Origin of the sequence: Kribbella sp. NPDC000426, from assembly GCF_040300265.1 — a bacterium.
Classification (GTDB): Bacteria; Actinomycetota; Actinomycetes; order Propionibacteriales; family Kribbellaceae; genus Kribbella.
The window spans coordinates 47,698-72,539 of record NZ_JBEPDK010000012.1; the positions used below are offsets into that span (position 1 = coordinate 47,698).

27 protein-coding genes are annotated in these 24,842 nt (G+C 69.0%); 12 read left to right on the forward strand and 15 right to left on the reverse strand.

Features of this window, described 5'->3' with window-relative positions; genetic code table 11:
* Positions 1–52: 52 nt before the first annotated feature.
* From ABT313_RS42485 to ABT313_RS42495, 3 genes are read left to right on the forward strand one after another with little or no spacing between them, the layout of a single operon-like run.
* A complete protein-coding gene (locus ABT313_RS42485; protein ID WP_350866419.1) occupies positions 53–853 on the forward strand; it encodes an alpha/beta fold hydrolase in 801 nt (266 codons plus the stop codon).
* Positions 854–862: 9 nt separating this feature from the next.
* The gene (locus ABT313_RS42490; RefSeq protein WP_350866421.1) at positions 863–1,696 is read left to right on the forward strand and encodes a helix-turn-helix domain-containing protein; all 834 of its coding nucleotides are present in this window, start codon (positions 863–865) and stop codon (positions 1,694–1,696) included.
* 27 nt (positions 1,697–1,723) lie between these two features.
* Entirely contained in the window at positions 1,724–3,313 is a 1,590-nt protein-coding gene (locus ABT313_RS42495; protein WP_350866423.1) for a DUF4139 domain-containing protein, read from the forward strand.
* 14 nt (positions 3,314–3,327) lie between these two features.
* On the opposite strand, the gene ABT313_RS42500 is transcribed toward ABT313_RS42495, so the two are convergent.
* From ABT313_RS42500 to ABT313_RS42510, 3 genes are read right to left on the reverse strand one after another with little or no spacing between them, the layout of a single operon-like run.
* Positions 3,328–3,825 carry a DUF2505 domain-containing protein gene (locus tag ABT313_RS42500; protein ID WP_350866425.1) on the reverse strand — a complete coding sequence of 166 codons (498 nt, stop codon included), beginning with the start codon at positions 3,823–3,825 and terminating at the stop codon, positions 3,328–3,330.
* An 11-nt stretch (positions 3,826–3,836) separates the two neighbouring features.
* A complete protein-coding gene (locus tag ABT313_RS42505) occupies positions 3,837–4,283 on the reverse strand; it encodes a GNAT family N-acetyltransferase (RefSeq protein WP_350866426.1) in 447 nt (148 codons plus the stop codon).
* 33 nt (positions 4,284–4,316) lie between these two features.
* On the reverse strand, positions 4,317–5,273 hold the full coding sequence (locus tag ABT313_RS42510) for a helix-turn-helix domain-containing protein (protein ID WP_350866428.1): 957 nt from the start codon (positions 5,271–5,273) through the stop codon (positions 4,317–4,319).
* 208 nt (positions 5,274–5,481) lie between these two features.
* Between ABT313_RS42510 and ABT313_RS42515 the strand changes: the two genes are divergently transcribed.
* Together ABT313_RS42515 and ABT313_RS42520 are read left to right on the forward strand one after the other, a co-directional pair.
* Entirely contained in the window at positions 5,482–6,084 is a 603-nt protein-coding gene (locus ABT313_RS42515; RefSeq protein ID WP_350866430.1) for an RNA polymerase sigma factor, read from the forward strand.
* 101 nt (positions 6,085–6,185) lie between these two features.
* Positions 6,186–6,422: an antitoxin gene (locus tag ABT313_RS42520; protein WP_350866432.1), complete on the forward strand. Its 237-nt coding sequence runs from the start codon at positions 6,186–6,188 to the stop codon at positions 6,420–6,422.
* Between the two features lie 58 nt (positions 6,423–6,480).
* Here ABT313_RS42520 and ABT313_RS42525 read toward each other — a convergent pair whose 3' ends face one another.
* A complete protein-coding gene (locus ABT313_RS42525; RefSeq protein WP_350866434.1) occupies positions 6,481–6,675 on the reverse strand; it encodes a hypothetical protein in 195 nt (64 codons plus the stop codon).
* 1 nt (position 6,676) lies between these two features.
* On the opposite strand from ABT313_RS42525, the gene ABT313_RS42530 reads away from it, so the two are divergent.
* Positions 6,677–7,102, forward strand: coding sequence for a zinc-binding dehydrogenase (locus ABT313_RS42530; RefSeq protein WP_350866436.1), 426 nt, complete (start codon positions 6,677–6,679; stop codon positions 7,100–7,102).
* Here the strand turns inward: ABT313_RS42530 and ABT313_RS42535 are convergent.
* The 3 genes from ABT313_RS42535 to ABT313_RS42545 form a co-directional block, all read right to left on the reverse strand.
* Positions 7,099–7,563: a hypothetical protein gene (locus ABT313_RS42535; RefSeq protein ID WP_350866438.1), complete on the reverse strand. Its 465-nt coding sequence runs from the start codon at positions 7,561–7,563 to the stop codon at positions 7,099–7,101. The two genes, ABT313_RS42530 and ABT313_RS42535, sit on opposite strands and share 4 nt — an antisense overlap.
* A gap of 140 nt (positions 7,564–7,703) precedes the next feature.
* Positions 7,704–8,114 carry a DUF6069 family protein gene (locus ABT313_RS42540; protein ID WP_350866440.1) on the reverse strand — a complete coding sequence of 137 codons (411 nt, stop codon included), beginning with the start codon at positions 8,112–8,114 and terminating at the stop codon, positions 7,704–7,706.
* A gap of 101 nt (positions 8,115–8,215) precedes the next feature.
* Entirely contained in the window at positions 8,216–8,638 is a 423-nt protein-coding gene (locus ABT313_RS42545; protein ID WP_350866442.1) for a MarR family winged helix-turn-helix transcriptional regulator, read from the reverse strand.
* 151 nt (positions 8,639–8,789) lie between these two features.
* Here ABT313_RS42545 and ABT313_RS42550 point away from each other — a divergent pair, with 151 nt between their 5' ends.
* From ABT313_RS42550 to crcB, 4 genes are all read left to right on the forward strand, one after another.
* Complete coding sequence (locus ABT313_RS42550; protein ID WP_350866443.1) at positions 8,790–9,716, forward strand: hypothetical protein; 927 nt, start codon at positions 8,790–8,792, stop codon at positions 9,714–9,716.
* A 97-nt stretch (positions 9,717–9,813) separates the two neighbouring features.
* Positions 9,814–12,087, forward strand: a complete 2,274-nt coding sequence (locus tag ABT313_RS42555; RefSeq protein WP_350866445.1) for an FdhF/YdeP family oxidoreductase — start codon at positions 9,814–9,816, stop codon at positions 12,085–12,087.
* 137 nt (positions 12,088–12,224) lie between these two features.
* Positions 12,225–12,692 carry a fluoride efflux transporter FluC gene (locus ABT313_RS42560; RefSeq protein WP_350866447.1) on the forward strand — a complete coding sequence of 156 codons (468 nt, stop codon included), beginning with the start codon at positions 12,225–12,227 and terminating at the stop codon, positions 12,690–12,692.
* A complete protein-coding gene (crcB, locus tag ABT313_RS42565; RefSeq protein ID WP_350866449.1) occupies positions 12,689–13,060 on the forward strand; it encodes a fluoride efflux transporter CrcB in 372 nt (123 codons plus the stop codon). Before ABT313_RS42560 ends, crcB begins: the two co-directional genes overlap by 4 nt.
* Here the strand turns inward: crcB and ABT313_RS42570 are convergent.
* A complete protein-coding gene (locus ABT313_RS42570) occupies positions 13,057–13,623 on the reverse strand; it encodes a putative glycolipid-binding domain-containing protein (RefSeq protein ID WP_350866450.1) in 567 nt (188 codons plus the stop codon). The genes crcB and ABT313_RS42570 overlap by 4 nt on opposite strands.
* Positions 13,624–13,640: 17 nt before the next feature.
* On the opposite strand from ABT313_RS42570, the gene ABT313_RS42575 reads away from it, so the two are divergent.
* The gene (locus ABT313_RS42575; RefSeq protein ID WP_350866451.1) at positions 13,641–14,963 is read left to right on the forward strand and encodes an ADP-ribosylglycohydrolase family protein; all 1,323 of its coding nucleotides are present in this window, start codon (positions 13,641–13,643) and stop codon (positions 14,961–14,963) included.
* Positions 14,964–15,053: 90 nt separating this feature from the next.
* The gene (locus tag ABT313_RS42580; RefSeq protein ID WP_350866452.1) at positions 15,054–16,271 is read left to right on the forward strand and encodes an MFS transporter; all 1,218 of its coding nucleotides are present in this window, start codon (positions 15,054–15,056) and stop codon (positions 16,269–16,271) included.
* On the opposite strand, the gene hpnH is transcribed toward ABT313_RS42580, so the two are convergent.
* Genes hpnH through hpnC form a run of 7 tightly spaced genes read right to left on the reverse strand, consistent with a single transcriptional unit; the run spans position 16,264 to position 24,825 of the window.
* Positions 16,264–17,259 carry an adenosyl-hopene transferase HpnH gene (gene hpnH, locus ABT313_RS42585; protein WP_350866611.1) on the reverse strand — a complete coding sequence of 332 codons (996 nt, stop codon included), beginning with the start codon at positions 17,257–17,259 and terminating at the stop codon, positions 16,264–16,266. The genes ABT313_RS42580 and hpnH overlap by 8 nt on opposite strands.
* Positions 17,260–17,261: 2 nt before the next feature.
* Positions 17,262–18,821, reverse strand: a complete 1,560-nt coding sequence (ispH, locus tag ABT313_RS42590) for a 4-hydroxy-3-methylbut-2-enyl diphosphate reductase (RefSeq protein ID WP_350866453.1) — start codon at positions 18,819–18,821, stop codon at positions 17,262–17,264.
* On the reverse strand, positions 18,818–20,722 hold the full coding sequence (shc, locus tag ABT313_RS42595) for a squalene--hopene cyclase (protein ID WP_350866454.1): 1,905 nt from the start codon (positions 20,720–20,722) through the stop codon (positions 18,818–18,820). The genes ispH and shc overlap by 4 nt, the downstream gene beginning before the upstream one ends.
* Positions 20,719–21,759: a polyprenyl synthetase family protein gene (locus tag ABT313_RS42600; RefSeq protein WP_350866455.1), complete on the reverse strand. Its 1,041-nt coding sequence runs from the start codon at positions 21,757–21,759 to the stop codon at positions 20,719–20,721. The genes shc and ABT313_RS42600 overlap by 4 nt, the downstream gene beginning before the upstream one ends.
* Positions 21,756–23,117 (reverse strand): hydroxysqualene dehydroxylase HpnE, encoded by a 1,362-nt coding sequence (gene hpnE, locus ABT313_RS42605; protein WP_350866456.1) that lies wholly within the window; start codon positions 23,115–23,117, stop codon positions 21,756–21,758. Before hpnE ends, ABT313_RS42600 begins: the two co-directional genes overlap by 4 nt.
* A complete protein-coding gene (locus ABT313_RS42610; RefSeq protein WP_350866457.1) occupies positions 23,114–23,983 on the reverse strand; it encodes a squalene/phytoene synthase family protein in 870 nt (289 codons plus the stop codon). The genes hpnE and ABT313_RS42610 overlap by 4 nt, the downstream gene beginning before the upstream one ends.
* Positions 23,980–24,825 (reverse strand): squalene synthase HpnC, encoded by an 846-nt coding sequence (gene hpnC, locus ABT313_RS42615; RefSeq protein ID WP_350866459.1) that lies wholly within the window; start codon positions 24,823–24,825, stop codon positions 23,980–23,982. Before hpnC ends, ABT313_RS42610 begins: the two co-directional genes overlap by 4 nt.
* Positions 24,826–24,842: the final 17 nt, after the last annotated feature.

Sequence of the window (24,842 nt, forward strand, 5' to 3'; positions counted from 1 at the left end):
TACGGACATTTGTACAAGACCGACAAGGCGCTGAACGGGCATTGTGATCGACATGAGTGAGAACTCCGTCGAGCACTCGCAGGGGGTGCACGTAGTCCACAGCGGCTCGCGGCAGGCGGCTCCGCTGCTGCTGATCCACGGCTCCGGCGCGTCCGGTGCCTGCTGGGCGCCGATGATCCCGGCCCTTGCCGAGCGCCACCATGTCGTCGCGATCGACCTGCCCGGCTTGGGGCACTCGGACCCGGTCACGTCGTACGACATCCCGGCACAGGCGGCCCGGGTGGCAACGATGATCGATGCGCTCGACCTCGGGCCGCTGACCGTGGTCGGACATTCGAGCGGCGGCTACGTCACCACCTCGCTCGCGGAGCAACGCCCCGACCTGGTGACGTCGCTCGTTCTGCTCAGCACCGGTCCGAGAATGGAGGCGCTCCTCCCGCAGCGCGCGATCATCCGCGCGCTGTCCGGGCCACCGCTCGGCCGGCTCACCTGGGCGCTGCGCTCGGACAAGCTGATCCGCAAGGGCATCAACGCGACGTGCGCCGTCCCCGTGGACCTCCCGGACGAGCTGATCGCCGACGTTCGGGGTCTGCCGTACCGCGACTTCGTCGACGTACTGCGGTGCAACGGCGAATACATCAGCGAGCGCGGCGTCCCCGAGCGGCTCGCACAGCTCGACGTACCGCTCCTGGTCGTCTTCGGCGCCGCCGACCCGCGCTGGGATCCGGCATCGGCCAAGGAGTACGCCGTCGTACGGGACGCGCGGATCGAGATGCTGCCGGGGATCGGGCACGTGACTCCCCTCGAAGCTCCCGAGCGCACGGCAGCGCTCGTTCTGGAGTTCACGGCCTAGCATCGACATATGCGCTTGACCGTGGCGCCGCCTGACTGGGCGCAGGTGGAGATCGCCGTACCACGCGCTCCAGGTGCGCTGCCCGGTGTGCGCATGGCCGGGTTCCGGCATCGGGCGCCGGCGTTCGTCGACATCGCGATGGTGGCGCATCCGTCGGTCACGCTGATCATCGACCTGAGCGGGGACGAGGGCATCGTCTACGACGCGAACGGCCGGCGCGAGAAGGGCAGCGCGTTCGTCGGGCTTCTTCCCGGCGAGGTACATGCGGCCGGGACGCTGGGCGAATGTCTGCAGGTCCGGTTGTCGCCCGTCGAGGCGGCTCGCGCCTTCGGCCCGTCCGCGGAGCTCACCGGGACGGTGGCATCGTTCGCCGACGTCTGGGGTCGCGGAGCGGAGCGCTTCGAGGACAGGCTGCGCGGTGCTGCGTCCTGGGACGAACGGTTCGCGATCGTGGTGCAGGTCCTCGGCCGACGACTGGACACGCCGGTCGACGCGGAGGTCGCGCACACCTGGCAGCGAACGCTCGCCAGCCAAGGGCGCCTGCGGGTCGACGGCCTGGCGGACGAGATCGGCTGGAGCCGCAAACGTCTCTGGGCGCGCTTCCGCTCCCAGCTCGGAATCACCCCCAAGCGAGCCGCCCAACTGGTTCGCTTCGACCATGCCGCACACCTCCTGGCGGCGGGCGAAGCGATCGCCACCGTTGCCGCCGAGAGCGGGTACGTCGACCAGTCCCACCTCCACCGCGAGGTCGGCGCGTTCGCCGGTACGACGCCCTCCGTCATCGCCGCTGCTCCGTGGCTGGCGATCGACGATGTCGCGTGGCCCGTGAGACGGAGAAAGTAGTCCCACCCGGCAGCTACTGTCGGAGGCATGGACCAACTCGTGGTGGATGCGCCGATCGTTGCAGTCACTGTCTATCCGGGTCGCGCTCGAGTGACGCGACGCGGACGGATCACCGTGCCCGCCGGGGACCAGACCGTGTACGTCGAACCGCTGCCGCTGTCCCTGGAAGAGGACTCGGTCCGCGTCGCCGGCCGCGGACCCGCGACCGTGCTCGGCGTGGACGTGGCGATCCAGCACCACCCGCAGGCGCCGGACGAGACTGTCGCGGCCTTGGAGCAGGCCCGGCTCGACGCACAGGACGAGGTCACGCAGCTCGTCGACGCCGATGACGTGCAGGCGCAGCTCGACACGTTCCTCGCACAGTTGGCCCGCCGGGCAGGCAACAGCTTCGCCCGCACGCTGGCGTCCGGCGAGGCGGGCGCCGAGTTGGGCGGGTTCACGGACTCGCTGACCGACCGGTTGTCCGCCGTACGGGCGACGCGGCGGGAGCTCGCCGCGCAACGTCGCGAGGCGGAGAAGCGTCTTGCTGCCGCGGACCGTCGGCTGGCCGCGATCGTGCAGCAGCGCACGCCTGACCGGCGGACGGCGGCGATCGCGCTCGCGCTGGAGACCGAGGCCGAGGTGGAGATCGAGCTGTCGTACGTCGTACCGGCCGCCAACTGGACCAGCTCGTACGACGTCCGCCTCACCGGCGACCGCCTCACGCTGAACTGGTACGGCCTGATCACGCAGCACAGCGACGAGGACTGGCCGGAGTGCGACCTGACCCTGTCGACGGCACGGCCCACCGTCACCGCGAAGGTCCCCGAGCTCGACCCGTGGTACCTCGATCGCTTCCACCCGCCGATGCCGGTGGCTGCACCGATGGCACCCGGCTCCGACGCCTCGCTGGGGATGCAAGTGGCCGGCGGGCGAGAGAGGCTCCAGTCCCGCAGAGCGTCCGCGCATTTCGCCGAGCAGGCGGCGTTCGATGCCGTCGAGGCGACCGTGGAGCAGGGCATGACCGCCGCGAGCTACACCCCGCCCCGGCCTGTCGCCGTGCCCGCCGACGGAGCGACGCACCGCGCGACGATCTCCTCGATCGACCTCGACGCCGAGCTGGACTACATCACGGCCCCGGTGCGGTCGACCGACGTACACCTGCGCGCCACCGTGGTGAACTCGTCCGCGCACACACTCCCCGCCGGCAAGGCCTCGGTCTTCCACGAAGCCGAGTTCGTCGGCTCGGCCGCCCTGCCGCTGTGGGCGCCCGGTGAGGACGTCGAGCTCGCGCTCGGCCTCGACGACCGCATCCGCGTCGAGCGCAAGCTGGTACGCCGGGAAGCGAGCAAGGCCACGCTCGGATCGACGCGCCGTCGTCAGGTCGAGTACGAGACCAAGATCGAGAACCACACGCCGCGCAACGCCCACATCACGGTCCTCGACCAGCTGCCGGTGGCACGCGACCACGAGATCACCGTCAAGCCCCTCAGCGCCGAACCCGAGCCGGCCGAAACCACCGACCTCGGCGTGATCACCTGGAAACTCGACCTGCCCGCCGGCAAGGAAACCGCGATCAAACTCGCATTCCGCGTCGACACCGCCAAGTCCGTCGACCTCACCGGCTGGCGCGAATAGCGACTCGGCCGAGTTCAGAGCGAGCCGGACAGCCAGGCACGGGCGACCTCGAACTTCTTTTCCAAGCGGACGCGGACGGCGTCGGACACGACCTGCTCGATGCCTTTGCCAACCATCGGGACCGAGGCGGTCACCTGCAGGTCGAACGCCTGGGTGGTCCCCCGCCCCTCCGGCACGATGCGGCTCGTGCCGGTCACCTTCACCGGTACGCCGGTGACCTCGCCGTCGACGTCGGCCTCGCGCGCGCCGTTGACATCGGGCCGGTGCCACACCTTCACCTGCGCCAGCTCCAACGTGTTCCCGACGAACCGCCGGGCAACCACCGGTACGTCGAACGCCTGCGTCTGCCAGTGGCACCGCATCCGCAGGTCGCCGTCGGCGTCGCCCACCACGACGTCGTACGACTGCACCCGCAGCCGCTCGAACACCTGTTCCTGGAACGTGATGTCGGTGATCATCGCGAACACTTCCTCCGGAGAGGCGTCGTACGACGTGGCGAGCGTCAAATGCATAGTGCACTGAATCACAAGGTGAGGCGCATCCGGATCTTCGGGGGCTCCTCGGCAACGACCTCGAACCCGAGCCGCTCGTAGAGTTCACGCGCCCGGTTGAGCTCGAGCACATGCAACTCCACGGCCGACGATCCCGCTTGCTGTGCGCGCTCGACGAGCAGCCGCAACAACGTCGTACCCACGCCGCGGCCCTGGACCTCGGGCGCGAGCTCGATCCGCGAGACATAGAACGTGGTGGCGTCGGCCGGCGCCGCCTGGAGCATGCCGGACCGCTGCCCGCCGACCAGGACGATCTCGATCGTCTCCGGCTTGAACCACGCCTTGTGGAACCGCCGTTGTACGGCGTCGTCCCACGGACCCCACGTCGCCTCGATGACATCGCCCAGCGCGCGGCGGTGCAGGTCGTACAGGAAGTCGCCGTCGGCGATCGTTGCCGGACGGAGTCGGACGTCTTCCATGGCGGCCTCCGATAAGGTTGCTTTGGGCAACGTTCAGGTGAAGATGTCGACCAGGGCGGAGCCGCGCGGGGTGCGGCGTACCAGGATGGTCTTGCCCTGGCGGATGCGTTCGATCAGGCCGGCCGACTCGAGCGTGTTGCAGTGGTGGGTCGCGGTGCTCGGGGCGCAGTTGAGGTCGGCGGCGAGCCGGCTCATGCTCATCGGCTTCGGCAGCAGGCGCAGGATCTCGGCGCGGACGTGACCGATGACGGTGGCCAATGCGTCGCTGGACTCGCGGACCGGCAGACCGGCCGGCGACCAGGACGCGAGCGCGCCTCGCAGCGGGTAGCCGACGACGACCGCGACCGGGTCGCTGTTCTCGACGACCATCGAGTCCGGCGCGGCGATCATCGGTGCCAGCACGACCTTCCGGCTCCCGACCGGCACCTGCACCCGCCCATCCAGAACGAACCCAGCGCCGTCGAACCGGATCCGCGGTGAGAGCGTGTTCAGCAGGGTGTGCGTGGCGCCCCGGTCGAGCAGGCTCTCGTGCCGGCGCAGTTCGCTGTCGAGCGCCGTACGCGACCGGGACCACGCGTCACGGCCCGGGCCGCTCCAGATATCGGCGAACACGTCGCCGAGCGCGCGGGACCAGCGGGCCGGCCGCTCTGCCGCCGGTCGCCATACGGGCGGGACACGGTCGCCGTAGATCTCGACCAGGTTGCCCCGCAGCCCGTCGTTATGGTTGGACCGCAGTGCTTCGATCTGGGTCTCCATCGACAGGTCACCGACCGGCGTCAGCGGTGCGACCGCGGACGGGATCTGCCGCCGTTGCCCCGGCTGCGCGAGCATCGGACGCAGCGCCCCGCGGCCGGCCGGCGTACGCATCAGTGAGAGCAGCCTGAGCCGCAGCACCTTCGGTATGCCGTTCCCGTCACCGAGCAGCGCCTGCAGGGTCACCGACAGGATCGACAGGTCAGGCACCAGTGCAGACAGCGGTTCGATGGCCATCCTTGTCCCCCGGTCGCACAGGAAGTCAGTCCTCGTTCGATGGTCGGCCCGGCCGGGGTCATCGACCAACGTTTCAACGATCCTCGAAGTGTTCTCCCGAAGTCCTCACGGTGACTCGGCGGAAGGCTAGTGACACGGTGCGCGACTTTCGGTAACCTTTTCGTGATGTTCACCGCGTAGCTGACTGAGAACGGGGCTTGGGAAGCGCATGGCCATCGCAGGTGCAAACACGGCTTCCACCAGGGTTGCCGACCACAGATACATCGACGATTCCGACGACGAGGACGAACTGATCCGGCTCGCGCAAGCGGGTGACGGCGCCGCCTTCGGGCAGCTCTACGATCGGTACCTGCCGTCGATCTACCGCTACACCTACAGCAAGACCTCGTCCCGCAGCGCGGCCGAGGATCTGACCAGCGAGACGTTCCTCCGGGCGTTCCGCGCGATCGCCCGGCGGCCGCGGGCGCAGCTGAACTTCGCGGCCTGGCTCGTCACGATCGCCCGCAACGTCGTGATCGACCATCACCGCTCCGGCTGGAGCAGGCTGGCGATCGTCACCGACGAAGTCGACCCGCAGGTCGACGACGGCATCGGGCCGGAGCAGGCCGCGCTGCTGTCCGTGAGCACGGCCACGGTGCGCGACGCACTCACCCGGCTGCCCGACGATCAGCGCGAATGCCTGGTGCTGCGATTCTTCGCCGGCCTGTCGATCAGCGAGACCGCGGCGGCGATGGACCGCACCGACGGGGCGATCAAACAGTTGCAGTTCCGGGCCACGAACCGGCTGCGCCAAGTCGTCAAGGATCGTTGACGAACGCAAGCAAAACACGGGAACCGAATGCTTGCGCCCGGCCCCTACCTTCCGGTAGGAAAGGGCCCGACGACAGCAACTACTGAACGGGGAACAGGATCATGGGTGTGTTCGACAACCTGAAGGACGCCGCGGAAAGCCTGAAGGACAAGGCTTCCGACCTCGTGGACGGCCACGGCGACAAGGTCGGTGAGGGTCTGGACAAGGCCGGCGACTTCGTCGACGAGAAGACCGGCGGCCAGTACGGCGACAAGATCGACACCGGTGTCGAGAAGGCCAAGGAAGGCCTCGACGGCCTGGACGGTCAGAACGACGACATCCCGGACAGCCAGGGCTGATCGGAGACGTCAACGCACTGAGGCGGTCGTGGATCCCCCACGACCGCCTCAGGCGCGTTCAGACGTGTTGGGCGGCGAACGCCTGTATGACAAGGGATGCGAACCGTCGCGACGCCGCACTCCGGGTCGCCGGATCCGACCCGTGCAGCCCGCGATGCGCGGTCAGCATGATGATCAGGTCGGTCAGCTGGAAGTCCTTCCGCAACCGGCCACGCGCCTTCGCGCGCCGCGCCAAGGTCGCGACCGACTTCAACGTGAGCTCCCGGCTGCGCCGGCTCGGTGCGACCCACGTTCTGGACCGGTCCGGTGCGGGCGACGCTCCCCCGGCGTACGACGTGATCGTCGATGTCGTCGCCGGTCCGGACCTGCCGACGTACTTCGGCAAGCTGAAGCCGAACGGCCGGCTCGTGGTCGTCGGTGTCGTTGGTGGCCAACCGCCCGCCGACTTCGGTACGGCGTTGATGTCGGCGTTCCGCAAGTCGCTGACATTCTCCACCTTCAGCGCCGACACCGTACCGGCCGAGCAGCGACGTACCGTCAGAGCCGAGCAGTTCGCGGCATCGGCACGAGGCGAGCTGCCGACGGTGGTGCATGCGCAGCTGCCGCTCGACGACGCCGTGGCTGCTCATCGCAGGATCGACGCCGGCGAGGTGTTCGGGCGGATCGTGCTGATCCCCTAGAAGTCGTCGACGGGTTCCGGGGTTGCCAGCGTGATCAGGCGTTCGGCGACGAGGGCGCAGCGTTGTTCGGCGGCGCTGCGGCCGGTACCGGCGTACCGGAGGCGGGCGGATGCGGTCAGGGGCTCGGCGCTCACCTCGATCAGCGATCCGCCGGGGCGCGGCTGGACTCTGACCGTGATCTGGACCCAGCCGCCCAGCCCGCTGCGCAGCCGAACGGTCAGCTCCCGGTCGGGGAGCCAGCGATCGACGACCGCGACGATCAGGCTGCGGTTCTGCATGTGCCGGCCGCGCATCTCCCGGCCGGTGTCGCGTTGCACCACGCAACCGCCCTCCGGCCAGCTCGGCCCGGCCCGCAGCGGGGACGGTACGGCGACCATCCAGTCCGCGAACGTGTCCGGGTCCCGGATCACCGCCATGACGGCATCGACGCTCACGGCGCCGAACCGCCACACCATCACCATCGAAGCCGTTTCCCTGTCCGCCGCCCGTGCCGAGTCTTGTGTCTACCAGGTAGCCCGGTCAGATGGCACATCGGAAACGGCGTCGGGTATGTCACAGGGCCGCTTCGATACCGCTCTCAATCAACCAGCCTTCAACCTCTTCACAGCTCGTACGCCGCAACGGCGACCGCCGTGACGACGACGTGCATCAGCATCAGGCCGGCAACGGCGATCCCCGACGTGTGCGGGATGAACCCGGTTGCCAGTAGCAACAAGTCCGGGATCATCGACAGCACGAGCACCACCGGGACCAGGATCCGCAGGACGGCGCGCGGCCGGGCAGCACGTCGTACGACGGCTCGCCACCCGGCGAATCCGGCGGCGATCCCGATCAGCGTGAACGGGATGAAGACGGGCGCGGTCAGCGGCCGGAAGGAATCGTCCGCACCGAGGGCGACAGCACCCCGGGCGACCAGATAGTTGAGCACGCTCGCGACAACCGCGGCGGCCAGCAGCAGAACCAGCCGGCGGCGGCCTACGGCCACCGGTTGCCGCACTTCGATCGACGTCATCGGGCACCTCCATTAACGGTACGAAGTTCGTACTAATGAAGCTAACCCACACCACGGTCCAGCGCCAGGGATCCTGGCGAAATAGTCCGAAACTCGTACTGTCAGCTCTCCTGGCCGGCGATCACCGCGGTCAGCAGCACGCCGAGCGTGTCCCGCTCGGCCGGGTCGAGCACCTGCAACATCCGCCGTACCTCGGTCCGCAGCTTCCGCTCGAACTCCTCGGCGACCTCGACGCCGTGCGCGGTCGGCATGACCACGAAGTTCCGCCGGTCGGCGGCGTCCGGGACGCGCTCGACCAGACCGGCCGACTCCATCCGGGCAACGACACCGGTCATCGTCGACTTGGTCAGCCGGAGCGCCGATCCGAGGCCGAGCATGTTGGTCGGCTGCCGGTGCAGGATGAACAGCAACCGCGCCTGCTGCATGGTCAGGCCGAGGTCCGAGCTGATCCGCTCGTAGTGCTCGGTCACGGCGGTGGCCGCCCGGATCAACGCCGGTCCAGCCGCCAGGGTCTTCGCCGCCATGGGCTCCCCTTCCTTCCCCGTCGCCGCCAACCCTAGTCCGGACCGGCCTGGGATTTTGCTGCAACCCGGCTGTGAACTTTTCGGCGGTGTCCGGAATCCAATGCGGTACGACGGAGGCGAGGACGCCTCCGCACCAGGGGAGGACATCCACATGTTTCGCAAGACCGCAAGTCTGGCCTCGGCCGCGGTGCTCGCACTGGGGCTCGGCGCGGCCGCAGCATCGTCGGCGCAGGCCAAGCCGGCCGCAGAGTCCGGCACCACCGCGGCGTGCGCGCTCCGGCTCGGTTCGGTGACGGCCAACGGCGCGTTCACCAGCCGGATGATCAACGCCACCGCGCCGATCACGGTCGGCGGCGTCCGGGGCACGGCCGGGGTGTTCGGCGCCGGCCAGGTCCAGCACATCAGCACCGTCAACGGGACGCTGCTGGGCGCCGGCGGTGAGACCCGGCAGGGGATGACCGTGATGGGCGGCGCGCTGTACTCGAGCACCTTCACCGTCGACACCGAGAGCCAGATCGACCCGCACTACCCGCACAACAACCTGCGCGTCGGCGGCGGCTGGTCCAACTACCGCTGGATCGACCAGTCCATCCACCAGAAGGTTGGCTCCCCCACCCGGACGACGCTGTACGCCCAGCGCACCAACGGTCAGCTGGACCGCTGGGTCGCCGAGGGTTCGGGCTGGCGCACGACCGGCGGGGTCGGCGGTCTCAGCACGGTGAAGTCGATGACGCTGATCGGCCGCACCGACACCACCGAGACCTTCCTCGCCAACACCCGGGCCGGCACGCTGCTGACGGTCACCTGGCCGACCAAGACCAACGCCACGACGGTCGGCAAGGCGGTTCGGACCGCGACCTGGCAGGGCTTCGAGCAGCTGATCGCGACCAAGTGCGGCACGAGCGGCACGCTGCTGCTCGCGATCGACCGGGACACCAAGTCCGGCTACCTGTACGCCGTTGGCCACGCCAACGGTACGAGCACTGTGATCAAGAGCCTGGGCAAGGTCCCGCTGACCTTCTCGGACCCGCAGTACTTCCGCATCGCGCCGAACTTCGACACCCTCAACGGCGGCTGACCACCAGCCGCACCTCCCACATGATCACTGTGCCCGTCCTCCACCCGGAGGGCGGGCACAGTGTGCTAGTTGCGGTAAAAGGTGCAGACTCGAAGCCATGGACGAGCAGAACGGCGTCGAGTGGTCGCAGGAGGACTATCACCATCCGGCCGCGGGCTGGGGCGCGGCAGTGTCCGTCGGCCAGGTGCTGAAGCGCGGGCACGCGGTGGTGTCCGGGCCGCGGGCGATGCTGAAGATGAACCACGAGAACGGCGGGTTCGACTGCCCCGGTTGCGCCTGGCCGGACGCGATCGACGGGCTGAAGCTGGATCTGTGCGAGAACGGCGTCAAGCACGTCGTGTGGGAGATGACCCCGGACCGCGCCGGGCGCGAACTGTTCGCCCAGCACACGGTCACCGAGCTGGAGACCTGGACGGATTTCGCGCTCGAGGACGCCGGCCGTCTGACCGAGCCGATGGTGTACGACGCCGCGACCGACCACTACGTCCCGATCACCTGGTCGGCAGCCTTCGACCTGATCGGCACGCAGCTCCGCGCGCTCGACTCCCCCGACCAAGCCGCGTTCTACACCTCGGGCCGGCTGAGCAACGAGGCAACCTTCCTGTACCAGTTGTTCGCGCGCGAGTACGGCACGAACAACCTGCCCGACTGCTCGAACATGTGCCACGAAGCCTCCGGCCGCGCCCTGCAGGCAGCTCTGGGAACCGGCAAGGGTACGGCGGACCTGCGCGACTGGGAGACCGCGGAAGCGATCTTCATCCTCGGCGTGAACGCGGCCTCGAACGCGCCCCGGATGCTGACCGCACTGGCCGACGCGTACCGGCGCGGCGCGCAGATCGTGCACATCAACCCGCTCGTCGAGGCCGCCGCGACACGCACGATCGTGCCGCACGAGTTCGTCCACATGGCGCTGTTCAAGGCCACACCGACCAGCACCCTCAACCTGCAGGTCCGCGTCGGCGGCGACCTCGCACTGCTGCGCGGTATCGCGAAGGCGGTCCTCGAGGAGGCCCGCACCGACCCCAAAGCGCTCGACGAGGTCTTCCTGGAGCGCTACACCGACGGCTTCGCGGCGTACCAGAAGGTGTGTGAGGACACCGAATGGGCCGAGCTCGAGCGGCAGTCCGGGCTGTCCGAGACCGACATCCGCCGGGCCGCGACGATCTACTCCCAGGCACGCCGCACCCTGATCAGCTGGTGCCTCGGCATCACCCAGCACGAACACGGCGTCGACACGGTCCGCGAGATCGTCAACCTACTGCTGCTCCGCGGCAACCTCGGCCGCGAAGGCGCGGGACCGTCGCCGGTCCGCGGCCACAGCAACGTCCAGGGCAACCGCACCTGCGGCATCGACCACCGCCCCAGCACCCAGTTCCTCGACCGGCTCGCCGCTGCCTGCGGGATCGATCCGCCGCGCAAGCACGGCCTCGACACGGTCCGTACCATCGCCGCGATGCGGAGCGGATCCGTGAAGGTGTTCGTGGGGATGGGCGGGAACTTCGCACTCGCGGCCCCGGACACCGTCGCGACCGCCCAAGGGCTGCGCAACTGCGAACTCACCGTCCACGTCAGCACCAAACTCAACCGCAGCCACCTCGTCCACGGCCGCCAGGCGCTCATCCTGCCTTGCCTCGGCCGCACCGAACTCGACCTCCAAGCCGGCGGCCCGCAGTCGGTCTCGGTCGAGGACTCGATGAGCATGGTCCACCTGTCCATCGGCCGCAAACGCCCGGCCTCGCCGCACCTGCTCTCCGAGCCCGCGATCATTGCCGGCATCGCCAAAGCCACACTGCTCGCGACGCAGACACCATGGGACACCTACGTCGAGGACTACGACCGGATCCGCGACATCATGGCCAAAGCCCTGGACGGCTTCGAGGACTTCAACCGCCGCGTCCGCCACCCACTCGGCTTCCGGCTCCGCCAGCCCGCCCGCGAACTCGTCTTCCTCACGGCCAGCGGCCGAGCCGAGTTCTCCACCGCAGAACTGCCCGACGCGGTGCCCGCCGACGACGACGTACTCATCCTGCAAACCATGCGGTCGCACGATCAGTGGAACACCACCATCTACTCCGACAACGACCGCTACCGCGGCGTGCAGAACCTCCGCACGCTGATCCTGATGAACGCCGACGACATGCGTGCCCGCGGCATCCAGCAAGGCGACCTCGTCGATATCACCGCGACCGCACGGGACGGATCGACTCGCGTCCTCAACGACTACCGCGCGCTCAGCTACAACATGCCGCGCGGCAACGCCGCCGGCTACATGCCCGAGATGAACGTGCTCGTCGCCGCCAACGACTACAGCACCCAGAGCGACCAACCTCTGATGAAGAACATCAAGGTGCGCGTCACACCGACCCACTGAGCGGACCCGCTATGCTGGTCGAAGTTTGACCGGTGGTGGGGCTCGCCGGACCGAACCGTCGCTCCGGCGGCCAACAGTCCCTACCTGAAGAACCTCGCGACGCCTTGTCGCGAGGTCAGTCCAGGTAGGAGGCCTGCGTGCAGCACCACCCCCTCAACCCCTTGCCCAAGGGGCCGGTCGACTCTGATGTCGACCTGCGGATCGACGGCCGGCAGCGCCGTACGCACGACTCGGTCCTGCTCACCGTGATCGCGGTCGGCGGAGCGACGGGCGCGACCGCCCGGTATCTGGTCGGGCTCGCATGGCCGGGTCCGACGAGCACGCTGCTGATCAACGTCATCGGGTGCGGACTCATCGGGATCCTGATGGTGCTGGTGACCGATGTGCTGACGCAGCAGCGGCTCCTGCGCCCGTTTCTCGGTACCGGCGTACTCGGCGGGTTCACGACGTTCTCGACGTACGCGCTCGACATCCAGCAACTCGTGACCCGCGGCCACGCCGGCACCGCGCTGCTCTATCTCGTCGCCACCATCGCCGGTGCGTTGCTCGCGGTGCGTACGACGGTGACCGCGACCCGCGCCGTGATCGGTTGGAGGACCCGATGATCCGGCTGCTCCTGGTGATCGCCGGCGGCCTGATCGGAGCGCCGCTGCGGTACGTCGCCGACCGCGCCGTCCAGCGCCGGCACGACTCGTTGTTCCCCTGGGGGACTTTCAGCGTCAACGTGATCGGGTCGCTCGTCCTCGGGTTCCTCGCGGGCGCGGCGTCGGGTCTGCCGCACGACGTGCAGCTCTTCGCCGGGACAGGGTTCTGCGGCGCGCTCACGACGTACTCGACGTTCTCGTACGAGACGATCCGGCTGTTCGAGGACCGGGCGCGATTCCTTGCCGTTGCCAACGTTGCCGCGAGCATCGTCGCCGGGCTCGGCAGCGTGTTCCTCGGCGCAGCGATCAGTCAGGCGATCTGGCGTTAACGGTCACGGACGGCGATGCCTGGGTAGTCCAGCACGAGGCCCGAGGCGTCGTAGGTCAGCTCGCACACGAAGTCGAACGTCGCGGACTCGTAGTGGAAGACGTGCCGTCGATCGTCGGAGCGCAGCAGCGTGTAGCGCTGTTCGAGCCGGATCACGCCCAGGTCGTCGGCCTGCACGAACGCGGCCGGTACGTCGTAGGTCGCGCCGACGACGAACGGCAGCCGGTGGATCGGGAGCGTGTTCGTGACCGCCGACGACTCGAAGTCGACGTCCAGGCAGCCGTCGAGGTCCGCGCGGGCCACGCCGTCGACGGTCCAGCCGTTCGCACTCCGCTCGAGCACGACCTCGCGATCGCCTTCCGCTGTCGAGTTCGTCGCGCGCACAGTCCTCGTCTGCCAGCTGTCGTCGACCTCGATTGCGTACCCGACGTACCAGGTCGACTCCCCCTCGCGGGCCGACGTCCGGCCGCGCAGCCGGTGACCGTCCACGAAGAGCACTTCGAACCCGACCCGGACGTCGACGTGCGTCCACGAAGCGGCCCGGGGCATCGATTTCAGCTGCATGCTGAGACCCTAGTCACATGGAGCTGGGGCCCGGGTACTCGAGTGGACACTACGACGCGATGCGGCCGACGGACCTGCTGTACGCCGAGGTGCGGCAGCGGCGGGAGACGGGGTACGACGTCGACGAGCTGGTCCGTGAGGCCAACCGGACCGACCCGGCGGACCGGGTCGCGGTGCTCGACCTGGTCGACCGGATGTCGTTGGCGGCCAGGCTGCCGGGCTGGAAGTACGTCGAACCGGACGAGCTCGAGGACATCGCGGAGACGCTCGGCGCGGTCCCGCAGGGCTCAGAGGTTACCGACGTCGCCGACAAGATCCACGCCGCCTGGCTCGGGCGGATCGCCGGGTGCAACGTGGGGAAGCCGGTCGAGTCGGGTGACTACTGGACGTCGGCGCGGATCCGCGACTACCTGACGCTGGCGGATGCGTACCCGCTGCGGGACTACGTGCCCGTGCTCGATCCGATGCCGGACGGGTTCGAGCTGACGTCGTGCTGGCCGGAGACGACGCGCGGGAACGTGAAGGGTTCGGCGCGGGACGACGACATCGACTACCCGATCCTGGCGCTGCATCTGCTCGAGACGCACGGCAGCCGGCTGCGGCCCGAGGACGTCGGCGCCGCGTGGCTCCGGCTGTTCCCGGTCGGGCAGGTGTTCACGGCGGAGCGGGCGGCGTACGTGAATCTCGTCGACGGGTTCACGGTGCCTGAGGTGGCACGGCGGCGGAATCCGTACCGGGAGTGGATCGGCGCACAGATCCGCGGGGACGTGTTCGGGTACGTGCACGCCGGCGATCCGTGGGCAGCCGCTCGGCTCTCCTATCAGGACGCCGCCTTGTCGCACGTCGGGAACGGGATCTACGGCGAGATGTGGGCCGCGGCGATGGTGGCGGCGGCGTTCACGGCGTCGTCGCCGCGCGAGGTGGTCGAGCGAGGGCTGGCCGTCGTACCGCCGCAGTCGCGGTTGGCCGAGGCGGTCCGGGACGTGCTGGAGCTCGAGGGCTCGTGGGAGGACGCGCTCCGGGTGATCCAGGAGCGGTACGGGCACTACTCGTGGATTCATACCATCAACAACGCGGCGATCGTGGCGGCGGCGTTGCTCTGGTCGGACGGCGACTACCTGACCGGTGTCGGGCGGGTGGTGATGAGCGGCTGGGACACGGACTCGAACGGCGCGACCGTCGGGTCGGTCCTTGGGATCCTGAATGGCACCCAGAACCTGCCGGAGCACCTCATCGCCCCGCTGGAGAACCGGACCCGCTCCGCGCTGTTCGGCTTCGACAACTCGGTGATCTCCGACCTCGCCGAGCGGACGGTGCGGCTGGTGGGCCGGCTCGCGTGAGCGGTCCGCTGTTCGAGGACTGACACGGTTAAGCAAGATCGCGGCATAACGCCTATCGTTCGTGGCAGGCGCTTTCCGTTGGAGGGGTGGATGCTGGACCGGTCGGAGTCGGCGCTGGGCACTGTGCTTCGGTCGCGGTTCTACCGTTCGGCGTTCCTCTCGCTGCTGATCGCCGGGGTCGGGCTGTCCGCAGCGACTCCCCAACTCACGCTGTTCCTGGTCCGCGACCTCGGTACGCCGCTGCCGGTGGCCGGCCTGTACTACGTGACGAACGTGGCCTCCCCGATCGCCGGGTTCATCGTCGGCCGCTGGTCGGACCGCAGCCACGACCGGCTGCTGTGGTTCCGGATCTGCTCGGTGGTCGGAGCGGCCGGCTGGCTGCTGATGGCGTCGGCGAACGCGGTGTGGATGCCGTTCGTCATCAGCACGGTGGCCCTGAGCGTCGCGGGCGGCTCGATGGCGCAGCTGTTCGCCGCCTGCCGCGACGAGCTGAGCCGCCACCCGACCCGGGCTGAGAACCGGGTGATCGCGACCATCCGGATGGCGTTCACGACGGGCTGGATCCTCGGGCCGGTGTTCGGCAGCTGGTTCGGCGGCGTGTTCGGGCTGCGGGCCCTGCTGGTCGCCACCGCGGTCTGCGTGTTCGCCGCGATCATCCCGCTCGGGCGTCAGCGCGTCGAGCGGTACGACGCTCCGTCGGCCGGCACGCCCGCCGGCCATCCCGAGCGCCGGCGGATCGACCACATGATGCCGTTGCTGGTGTTCACCGCGGTCTGCGTCCTGGCGATGACCGGCGACACCATCAAGTTCGGCTACCTCCCGATCTACATGGCCGAGCAGCTCCACGTCTCCGACTCCGTCCGCGGCCTCGTGATCGGCATCCAGCCGCTGCTCGAACTGCTCATGCTCCCGGTCGTCGCCCGTCTCGCCGACCGTTTCGGCCCGATGCGGGCGATGACGGCCGGCGCCGTACTCGGACTGTCGGGCAACCTCGCCTACGCGCTCAGTACGTCGGTCGCCGGCCTGTTCCTCGGCCAGATCCTGAACGCCGGACTGTGGGCGTGCGTCGGCGCACTCGGCGTCTCGATCGCCCAGCACCTGTATCCGGAAGGCGCCGGCACCGCGTCGGGTGTCTTCCTCGGGGCGATCCCGCTGGGGTCGGCGATCGGCGGCACGATCGGCGGGATCGGCGTGGCGGCGATCGGTCTCCCCCATGTCTTCTTCATCCCCGCCACGCTCACCGCCTTCGCGATCGCCGCCTTCACCGTCCTGAGCATCCGTGAGAATCGCGAAGGCCGTCCTAGCTGACGGCCGCGCGGAGCGACTCACGGAGTGAGCCCAACGTCGCGACGACGGCGGTCGGTTCGTAGCCGCAGTGGGCCATGCAGTTCGCGCAGCGCGGGTCCTTGCCGCGGCCGTAGCTGTCCCAGTCCGTGTCGTCGAGGAGCTCCTGGTAGGTGCCGACGTACCCGTCGTCCATCAGGTAGCACGGGCGTTGCCAGCCCTTCAGCGAGTACAGCGGGATCGCCCACGCCGTACAGCTGAAGTCGACCTTGCCTTCGAGGAAGTCGAGGAAGAGCGGCGAGTGGTTCAGCCGCCACTTCTTCCGCCGGCCGTCGCCGAACGCCTTGCGGAACAGTTGCCGGGTCTCCTCCGGGCCGAGCCAGTGCTCCTGGTCCGGCGCCTTCTCGTACGCGAACCCGGGCGAGATCTGCATATTGTCAACTTTCAGATCGTCGTTCAGGTAGTCGAGGACGTCGATGACGTCCTGCGGGCTGTCGGTGTCGAAGAACGTGGTGTTGGTCATCACCCGGAAACCGGCCGCCTGCGCCTGCTTGATCGCGTCGACGGCCTGGTCGAACACGCCGTCCTTGCAGACCGACTGGTCGTGCCGCTCGCGCAGGCCGTCGATGTGCACCATCCACGCGAAGTTCTTGTGCGGTGCGAACTTGTGCAGATGCTTCGGCATCAGGACGGCGTTCGTGCACAGGAACACGATCTTGCCCCGGGCAAGCAACTGCCGGACGATCTCGTCGATCTCCTTGTGCATCAGGGGTTCGCCGCCGGCGATCGAGACCATCGGCGCGCCGCACTCCTCGACCGCGGCGACCGCCTGCTCGACGGACATCCGCTTCTTCAGCCAGTCGTGCGTCTGCTGGATCTTGCCGCAGCCCGCGCATTTCAGGTTGCACGCGTACAGCGGCTCGAGCTCGAGCAGGATCGGGAACTTCTCCCGGCGGCGGAGCTTCTGCTTCATCAGGTATCCGCCCAGGCGGATGGACTGCCGCAGCGGCATGCTCACGGCTGACTCACCTCTTTCGGTAGCGCGAAGCGGACGTCCTCGGTCAGCGTCCCGCTCTCGGTGACGGACACCGGGCCCAGCCCGGACAAGCAGCGGATCAGATTGTCGACAAGCTCCGGCGGGGCCGACGCGCCCGCGGTGATGCCGATCCGCTCGGCACCGGCCAGGAGATCCAGTTCGAGTTCGCCGGCGTCGTCGACGAGTACGGCGCGGGTACCGGCCGCCTCGGCGACCTCGGCGAGGCGTTTCGAGTTCGACGAGTTCTGCGAACCGAGCACGATCACCAGATCGGACCGCTCGGCGATCTCGCGGACGCCGGCCTGACGGTTGCTCGTCGCGTAGCAGATGTCGTCTCTTCGTGGTCCGGTCAACGCCGGGAAGCGTCGGCGCAGTACTGCGGCTGTCTCGGCCGCTTCCTCGACGGCGAGCGTGGTCTGCATGGCATAACCGACCTTCGCCGGGTCCGGCACCTCGACCGTCTCGGCCTCGGTCGGGGACGCGACGACGATCACGTGCTCGGGCGCCTCGCCCATCGTGCCGATCACCTCCTCGTGGTCCGGGTGGCCGATGAGTACGACGGTGGTGTCGCGCGCGGCGTACCGGCGTACCTCGTGGTGCACCTTCGCGACCAGGGGGCAGGTGGCGTCGATGACCCTCAGGTGGCGCTCGTCCGCCTGCCGTCGTACTGCCGGGGCGACGCCGTGGGCGGCGAGTACGACGAGGCTGCCTTCGGGGACGGCGTCCAGCTCGTCGACGAATACCGCGCCGCGGCGCTCGAGGTCATTGACGACATGCCGATTGTGAACAATCTGACGACGGACATAGACCGGCGCTCCGAACTGCTCCAGCGCCCTCTCCACCGTGTCGATCGCCCGCTCGACACCGGCGCAGAACGATCTAGGGGCCGCCAGCAACAATTCCCGCTCGCCGACGGCACGCGCCCAGGCATCAATCGCCGGCGCAGTACGCCGGAGCTGTGCCAGCGCCTTGATCCCCCGGGCAGGCATCCCGAGCCGTCGAAGCGGCTCGCTGGGCGTATCAACCACCACCCGCACAACCACCGTCTGCCCGTCGTCTCCCGCCAGCAGCCCGGATTCGGTGTCAACAGCAATCGCCCCGCCCGCCGCCAGCCCCGCCCGCTCCACCACTGAGTCGACAACGTGGTCGGTGGTCACAATCGGCCCGAGATGAACAGTCATCCCCAGCCGCCGCAACTCCCCCGCCACCAGCTCAGCCCCAGGACACGCCACTACCCGCAACTCGTCCGGCGGCTCACCCCTCGCCGCGGGATCTGTGCTCGCCGCCGAGCCGGCCGGCGGTGCCGGCCGCCCGCCAGCCTCGCCTCGGGCTGTGCGACTTAGGTGGCGGATCTCGGTTGCGACGATCACGTCGCCTGGGGCGACGTCGTTGGTGAGTGCGCCGGCGACGCCGGCGATCAGGGTGGGACCTCGAGTTTGTCTGCCGCGGGAGCGGCCAGTGCGGATGACGGAAGTGGTCAGCTTGTCGCGAAGGGCGAAGTACTCGGCAGATAAGGGGGTATAGACGACCGGTGTCATCGGTTTCTCCCGAGGTAGCGGCCCAAGGCCCAGATCGGGAAGACCAAGCGGTACAGGTGGTAGCCGATGTAGAAGTCGCCCGGGAAGCCGGTGCCGGTGTAGCGGTGTTCGTCCCAGCCGCCGTCCGCGCGCTGCGTGTCGACGAGGTAGGCGATGCCCCGCCGTACAGCGTCGCCGCGTTCGTCCGCGGCGAGCAACGTCAGCAACGCCCACGCGGTCTGCGACGGGGTTGAGTCACCACGGCCGATCCACGACGGGTCGACGTACGAGCGAAGATCCTCGCCCCACCCACCGTCCTCGTTCTGGTGCTCTTCGACCCACCGCACTGCCCGCTGGATGACGGGATCGCGCGCCGAAATCCCGACAGCAATCAGCGCAGGTACGACGGCGCCCGTGCCGTACACGTGGTTCGTCCCCCAGCGCCCGAACCACGACCCGTCCTTCTCCTGCGAGTCGAGCAACCACCGCAGGCCGCGCTGACACTCGGCAGATTCGGTCCGCCCTTCGGCCGCCAGCATCTCGACCACATGCGCAGTCACATCAGCCGACGGCGGATCGATCACCGCACCGAAGTCGCAGAACGGCAGCTTCAACGGCGTCGTATCCGTGTTGTCCGCATCGAACGCACCCCACCCGCCGTCAGCAGACTGCATCCCGGCCGTCCACTCGACCGCGTCGTCCAGGGCCTTCCGCAACCGACCCGGCTCAGGATGCTCGACCCGCCGCAATGCCAGCACGATCTCCGCCGTGTCGTCGGTATCCGGGTAACCGTCGTTCGCGAACTCGAACGCCCACCCACCCGACACCAACCCGGGTCGCCGGACCTGCCAGTCCCCCGGCGCATCGATCTGCTCCGCCAGCAACCAATCAGTTGCCTTGAGCACCGTTTTGTCGTCCGGCTCGATCCCGGCGTCCAGCAACGCCCCTACGGCCAGCCCTGTGTCCCAGACCGGCGACTGACAAGCCTCCAACCAGCGCACCGGCCCGTCGGGAGTCTCCGCGTGCACAGTAAAGCCCTCGAGCCCGCGCAACCCTGCGGCCATCACCGGATGATCGATCGCATACCCCATCAGATCCAGCGCGATCAGCGAGTACACCCACGGCGGCTGGATGCCGCCCCACCCGCCATCGGCCTCCTGCCGGGCCACGATCCACTCGACCGCACGCCGCATCGCGAGCCGCCGCAAACCCCCCGACGGCCCGCGCGGACCCCACCGCGAGTAGGCATTCAGTACGACGTCCAGCCGCGCGAACGCTCCTTCCAGCGTCCACGGCGCCGGCCGCGGCGCAACTGCCGTACCCGCCCGCAACTCCGCCACGGTGAACGAGACCGGACGGACCGGGCGATGCGCGCTCACGATCGTCAGCGGCACGATCGTCTGCCGTGCCCAGCACGCCCAGTTGTAGACGTTCAACGGCGCCCAACTCGGCAGGAAGATCAGCTCCGGCGGCAGATCAGGACAGTCGTCCCACTCCCACAGCCCGAACAAGGCCAGCCAGATATGCGTGAACACCCGAGCCTTCTCGACCCCACCCGCCGAGCGGATGAACGACGCGGCCCGAGCCATATGCGCAGCGGCCGGGTCGTCGCCCGCCATCCGCAACGCGACCCACGACTCCACCGTCGTCGACAGCTCACCCGGCCCGCCGGGGAACGTCGCCCACGTCCCGTCCTCGCGCTGCTGCGACCGGATCCAGCGCGCCGTCTCCGTGTCGGTCTGCGTCGTGGCGACACCGAGGAAGTGACGCAGCATCAAGTCCTCGGCGTCCATCGTCACGTTGGTTGCCAGGTCACCCTTCCACCAGCCGTCCTCGTGCTGCAGCGAACGCAGGTACGCCACCGCCGCGTCGAGACACTCCTCGACGCGCAGATCGGCTTCGGTCACCTGTTCGGCCGTCACAGCTGCCGCTCCGCGATGAACTGGGCCAACCGATCGAGCTGATCCCGGTTGGCCGGCGCGATCCCCGCGGCGTCGAGCGCCTTCCCGGCCTTCCGGACCCGCTCCTCGGCCTCCGCCAACGCCCACTCCCGGCCGCCGGCATCCGCCACCAGTGCGGCGGCCCGTCGTACGTCGTCCTCGCTCGGAGCGCCGGTCGACGCGAACCATGCGGCCAGGTCGCGCCCGTGCACCCCGCCGTACTCGAGGGACCACACCACGGGCAGCGTCTTCTTGTGGGCACGCAGGTCGGAGAACACGGGCTTGCCGGTCTTCTCCGGCGCTCCCCAGATGCCCAGTAGATCGTCGACAATCTGAAATGCGAGCCCAAGCTCCCAGCCGTACGTGCGGAACGCCTCGCACGTCGCCGCATCGGCACCCGCCAGGATCGCCCCGAGCTCCGCCGATGCCCCGAGCAACGAACTGGTCTTGCCGGCCGCCATGTCCACGCACTCCGGCAGGCTGACCGAGTCGCGGCGTTCGAACGCCACGTCGAGCACCTGCCCGCGGATCAACTCGCGCGTGGCGACGGCCAGCGCGTGACCGGCATGAACGGCGTACGGCGAGTTGCACTCGGCAAGCACTTCGTCCGCGAGACAGGCAAGCGCATCGCCGACCAGCACTGCGGTCGCATCGCCCCAGACCGCCCAGACAGTACGGCGGTGGCGGCGCTGCGTGTCGCGATCCATCAGGTCGTCGTGGATCAGCGAGAAGTTGTGGATCAGCTCGACCGCGACACCACCTGGCACGGCGGGGTCGGGCGATCCGCAAACCGCCTCGGCGACGAGCAGCGTCAGCCCCGGCCGGATCGCCTTTCCGGAGTTCGCGCCGGTGGGTCGCCCTTCCTCGTCACACCAGCCGAAGTGGTACCTCGCCACCAACCGGCTGTGCTCGTCAAGTCGATCCAGCGCGTGCCGGAGGTGCGGATCGACCAGCTCCCGCCCGCGGGCCAGCAGATCTGGCACATTAGTTGCCGACGGCATCCTCTCCACAGCCGTCACAGGACCACATCCCCGACCGACGGCTGCGCTGAGGATCCCGGGGAAGCCGCGGTCCGGGTCAGGACAGAGGCGGCGGCCGCCTCGCCGCTGCGGACGGCGCCCTCCATGGTCGCGGGCCAGCCGGTGGCCGTCCAGGCGCCCGCCAGATGCAGGCCGGGGAGGGCAGTGGTCGCGTCGGGACGGAGACGGCCGCTGCCTGGTGCCGGCCGGAAGGTGGCATGTCGCTCTCGGGTCACGAAGAACTCCTTCACACGCGCGTCGGCGGCCGCGGGAAGCAGCCGCCGGAGGGCAGGCACCAGCACGTCGCGCAGTTCGGCAACCGGGGTGTCGATCAGCGCATCGGCAGCGGACAACGAGACCGCGATGTACTGCTCGGCCGGATCGCTTCCGCTCTGGACGGTGCGGTCGAAGACCCACTGGAGTGGGCTGTCGACGCCGGCAACGAACGGCTCGTCCAGCACCACGCGGTCGAACACCACGTGAGCGTTGACGATCGGGGAGCTGCCGAGTGCCTCCGCCCACCCGGCCGGCAAGTCCACCGCATCGTCCGGCAGCAGACTCGCCGCCTCCGCGGGCGGCACCGCCAGTACGACGTCGTCGTACCGCTCCCCCTCGATCGCCCACGCGCCGTCCACCGCGTCCAGAGCCCGAACCCGCGCCCGCAGCCGAACAGCAACACCCGCAGCCGTCAGCGCACGCGCAGCGGACTCACCGTGCAGTTGCTGCAACGGAACCAACGACCACCCGATATCAGCAGCATCACTCCGTTCGAGCAGACCGACTTGGAACACCGTTGCCGCGACAGCAAGAGACGCGTCGTCAGCACGCGCGTTGAGCGTCGCGATCCCGATCAACTCCCACAGCGCCTCCACCGCCCGCGCGTCCTGTCCATGCGCAGCCAGCCAGGAGCCGAACGACTGCGCGTCCGTCTCCGCAGCCGTCCGATCCACCCGCCCCATCGCCAACGCACCCCGCACTGCGGCAACCCGCTCGGCCACACTCAGCCAGCGGTACGTCGCCAGCGCCGGCCCGAGATGCAACGGCGCCGGCATCCCGTTCCGCCGGATCCGCCCGACGCCGCCACGCCGCCCACTCCGCACGGGTACGTCGAGCCGTGGCTGCAGATGTACCTGATCGCGCACCCCGAGCCGATCGAGCAGCCCGAGGTACGACGTACAGCAGCGAAGGAACACGTGCTGCCCGTTGTCGATCCACCGCCCGTCCCGCTCGAACGAGTGGGTCAGACCGCCCAACTTCGGCCGCCCCTCCAACAGGACCACCTCACACCCGGCATCAGCCAGCTGCAGCGCCGCGGTGATCCCCGCGAGACCGCCTCCGACGACAGCGATCCTCCTCATGACCGGGCTCCTGCCAGCGAGGCGAGCGCGACCTGTGCCTTCTCCCCCGCCGACAACGACAAGCGCCGGTCGTACACGAGCACGGGGTTGGCTCCGATCCGGCGGAGCAGATGGTGGTAGATCCCCGACATCGCCCGGCAGGACGCGCCGCTGCGCCAGTCGAGGTACGGCAGCAGGCGCCAGCCGAGCGAGTACCAGTCCTGTGCGCGGCCCGCGGCGTACCGGATGTAGCCGGCCAGGCGGCCTTGTGGATCGTCGAGGTTGCCGTGCGCGTCCAGTTCGATCCGGACGTCGAAGCGTTCGAGCTCGTCGGCCGGCAGGTAGATCCGGTCGTTGGTCAGGTCCTCGCGGATGTCGCGGAGGATGTTCGTCTGCTGCAAGGCGATACCGAGCTGGTCGGCGTACAGGGCAAGCGTCTCGAGGTCCGACGAGCCGACCGGTCCGAAGATCGACAGACACAGCCGCCCGACGGAACCGGCGACGCGGCGGCAGTACACGACCAGCTCGTCGAAGTCCCCGATGCGTACGTCGGCCAGGTCGGTCTCGACCCCCGCGACCAGCTCCTCGAAGGCGCCCAGCGGCACCGGGTACCGACGCGCTGCGTCGGCAACCGCGACATACACGGGCTCCTCGATGTCTCCGAGCCGGCCGAGGTCCTTGCGTACTCCGGCAAGTGCCGTGCGCTTGTCCTCCAAGGGCAGGTCTCCGTCGCCGATGTCGTCGATCTGCCGCGCCAGCGCATACAGCGCCGACAGCGCGTTGCGTTTCGGCGGTGGCAGCAGGCGGATGCCGTAGTAGAAGTTGCGTGCCTCGGTCCGGGTGATGTCCAGGCAGGCGGCGTACGCCTCCGCAACCGTCGGCGTCATCCAACCACCGCCTTGACCAGCAACCGGACGGTCACGAGCCTGGACGGCCGCGCCTGCTGCGCCAGCACATCGCCATCGGTACGTCGCAACGCCCGAACCGTCGCCTGCCCGCCGGCCACGAACCCGGCCACCGAAACCCGTGCCCAGCCGCGCAATCGGCCGACGATCGCCGCACCCTCGTCGAGCATCTTTCCGGCCCTCGCAGTCTCGAAAGTCATCAAGTCGCGGAGTTGCGGCGTCGCCGTGCCCCGGTCGAGATCGGCCTCGACAACGCCGTACGTCATGAGGTCGGTCTGCGGCAGGTAGATCCGGCCGGCGCGGCGGTCCTCGGCCACGTCCTGCCAGTGCTCGACCAGTTGCAGCGCCGTACACACCAGGTCGGACAGGCGCTCGGTCTCGGGATCGTGGACGTCGAAGACTCCGAGCACCATGCGGCCGACGGGATCGGCGGAAAGCCGGCAGTAGCCGATCAGATCCTCGAAGGTCCGGTACCGCGTGACCGTCTGGTCCTGCAGGTTGGCCTGGATCAAGCGGTGGAAGGGATCGGCCGGTAGATCGTGCTGCCGGACGACCGGCCGCAGTCGGCGCAGTACCGGATGCTGCGGCTCACCGTCGGTCCAGATGCGGTCGAGGTCGAGCGCGAACGCGCGCAGGGCCGCCTTGCGGTCACCCGCGTAACTGTCGCCGAGCTCGTCGACGGTCCGCGCGTAGCCGTAGACGGCGTGCAGCGACTCCCGGTGTGCGGCGGGCAGGAGTTTCAGTGCGACAGGAAAGTTCTCGGTGTGTTCCCTTCTGCCGAGTTGCCGGTCGGAAGCGACGTTCTGGAGTCCGTCTGGGGGCACAGTTCCATGATGGGAAG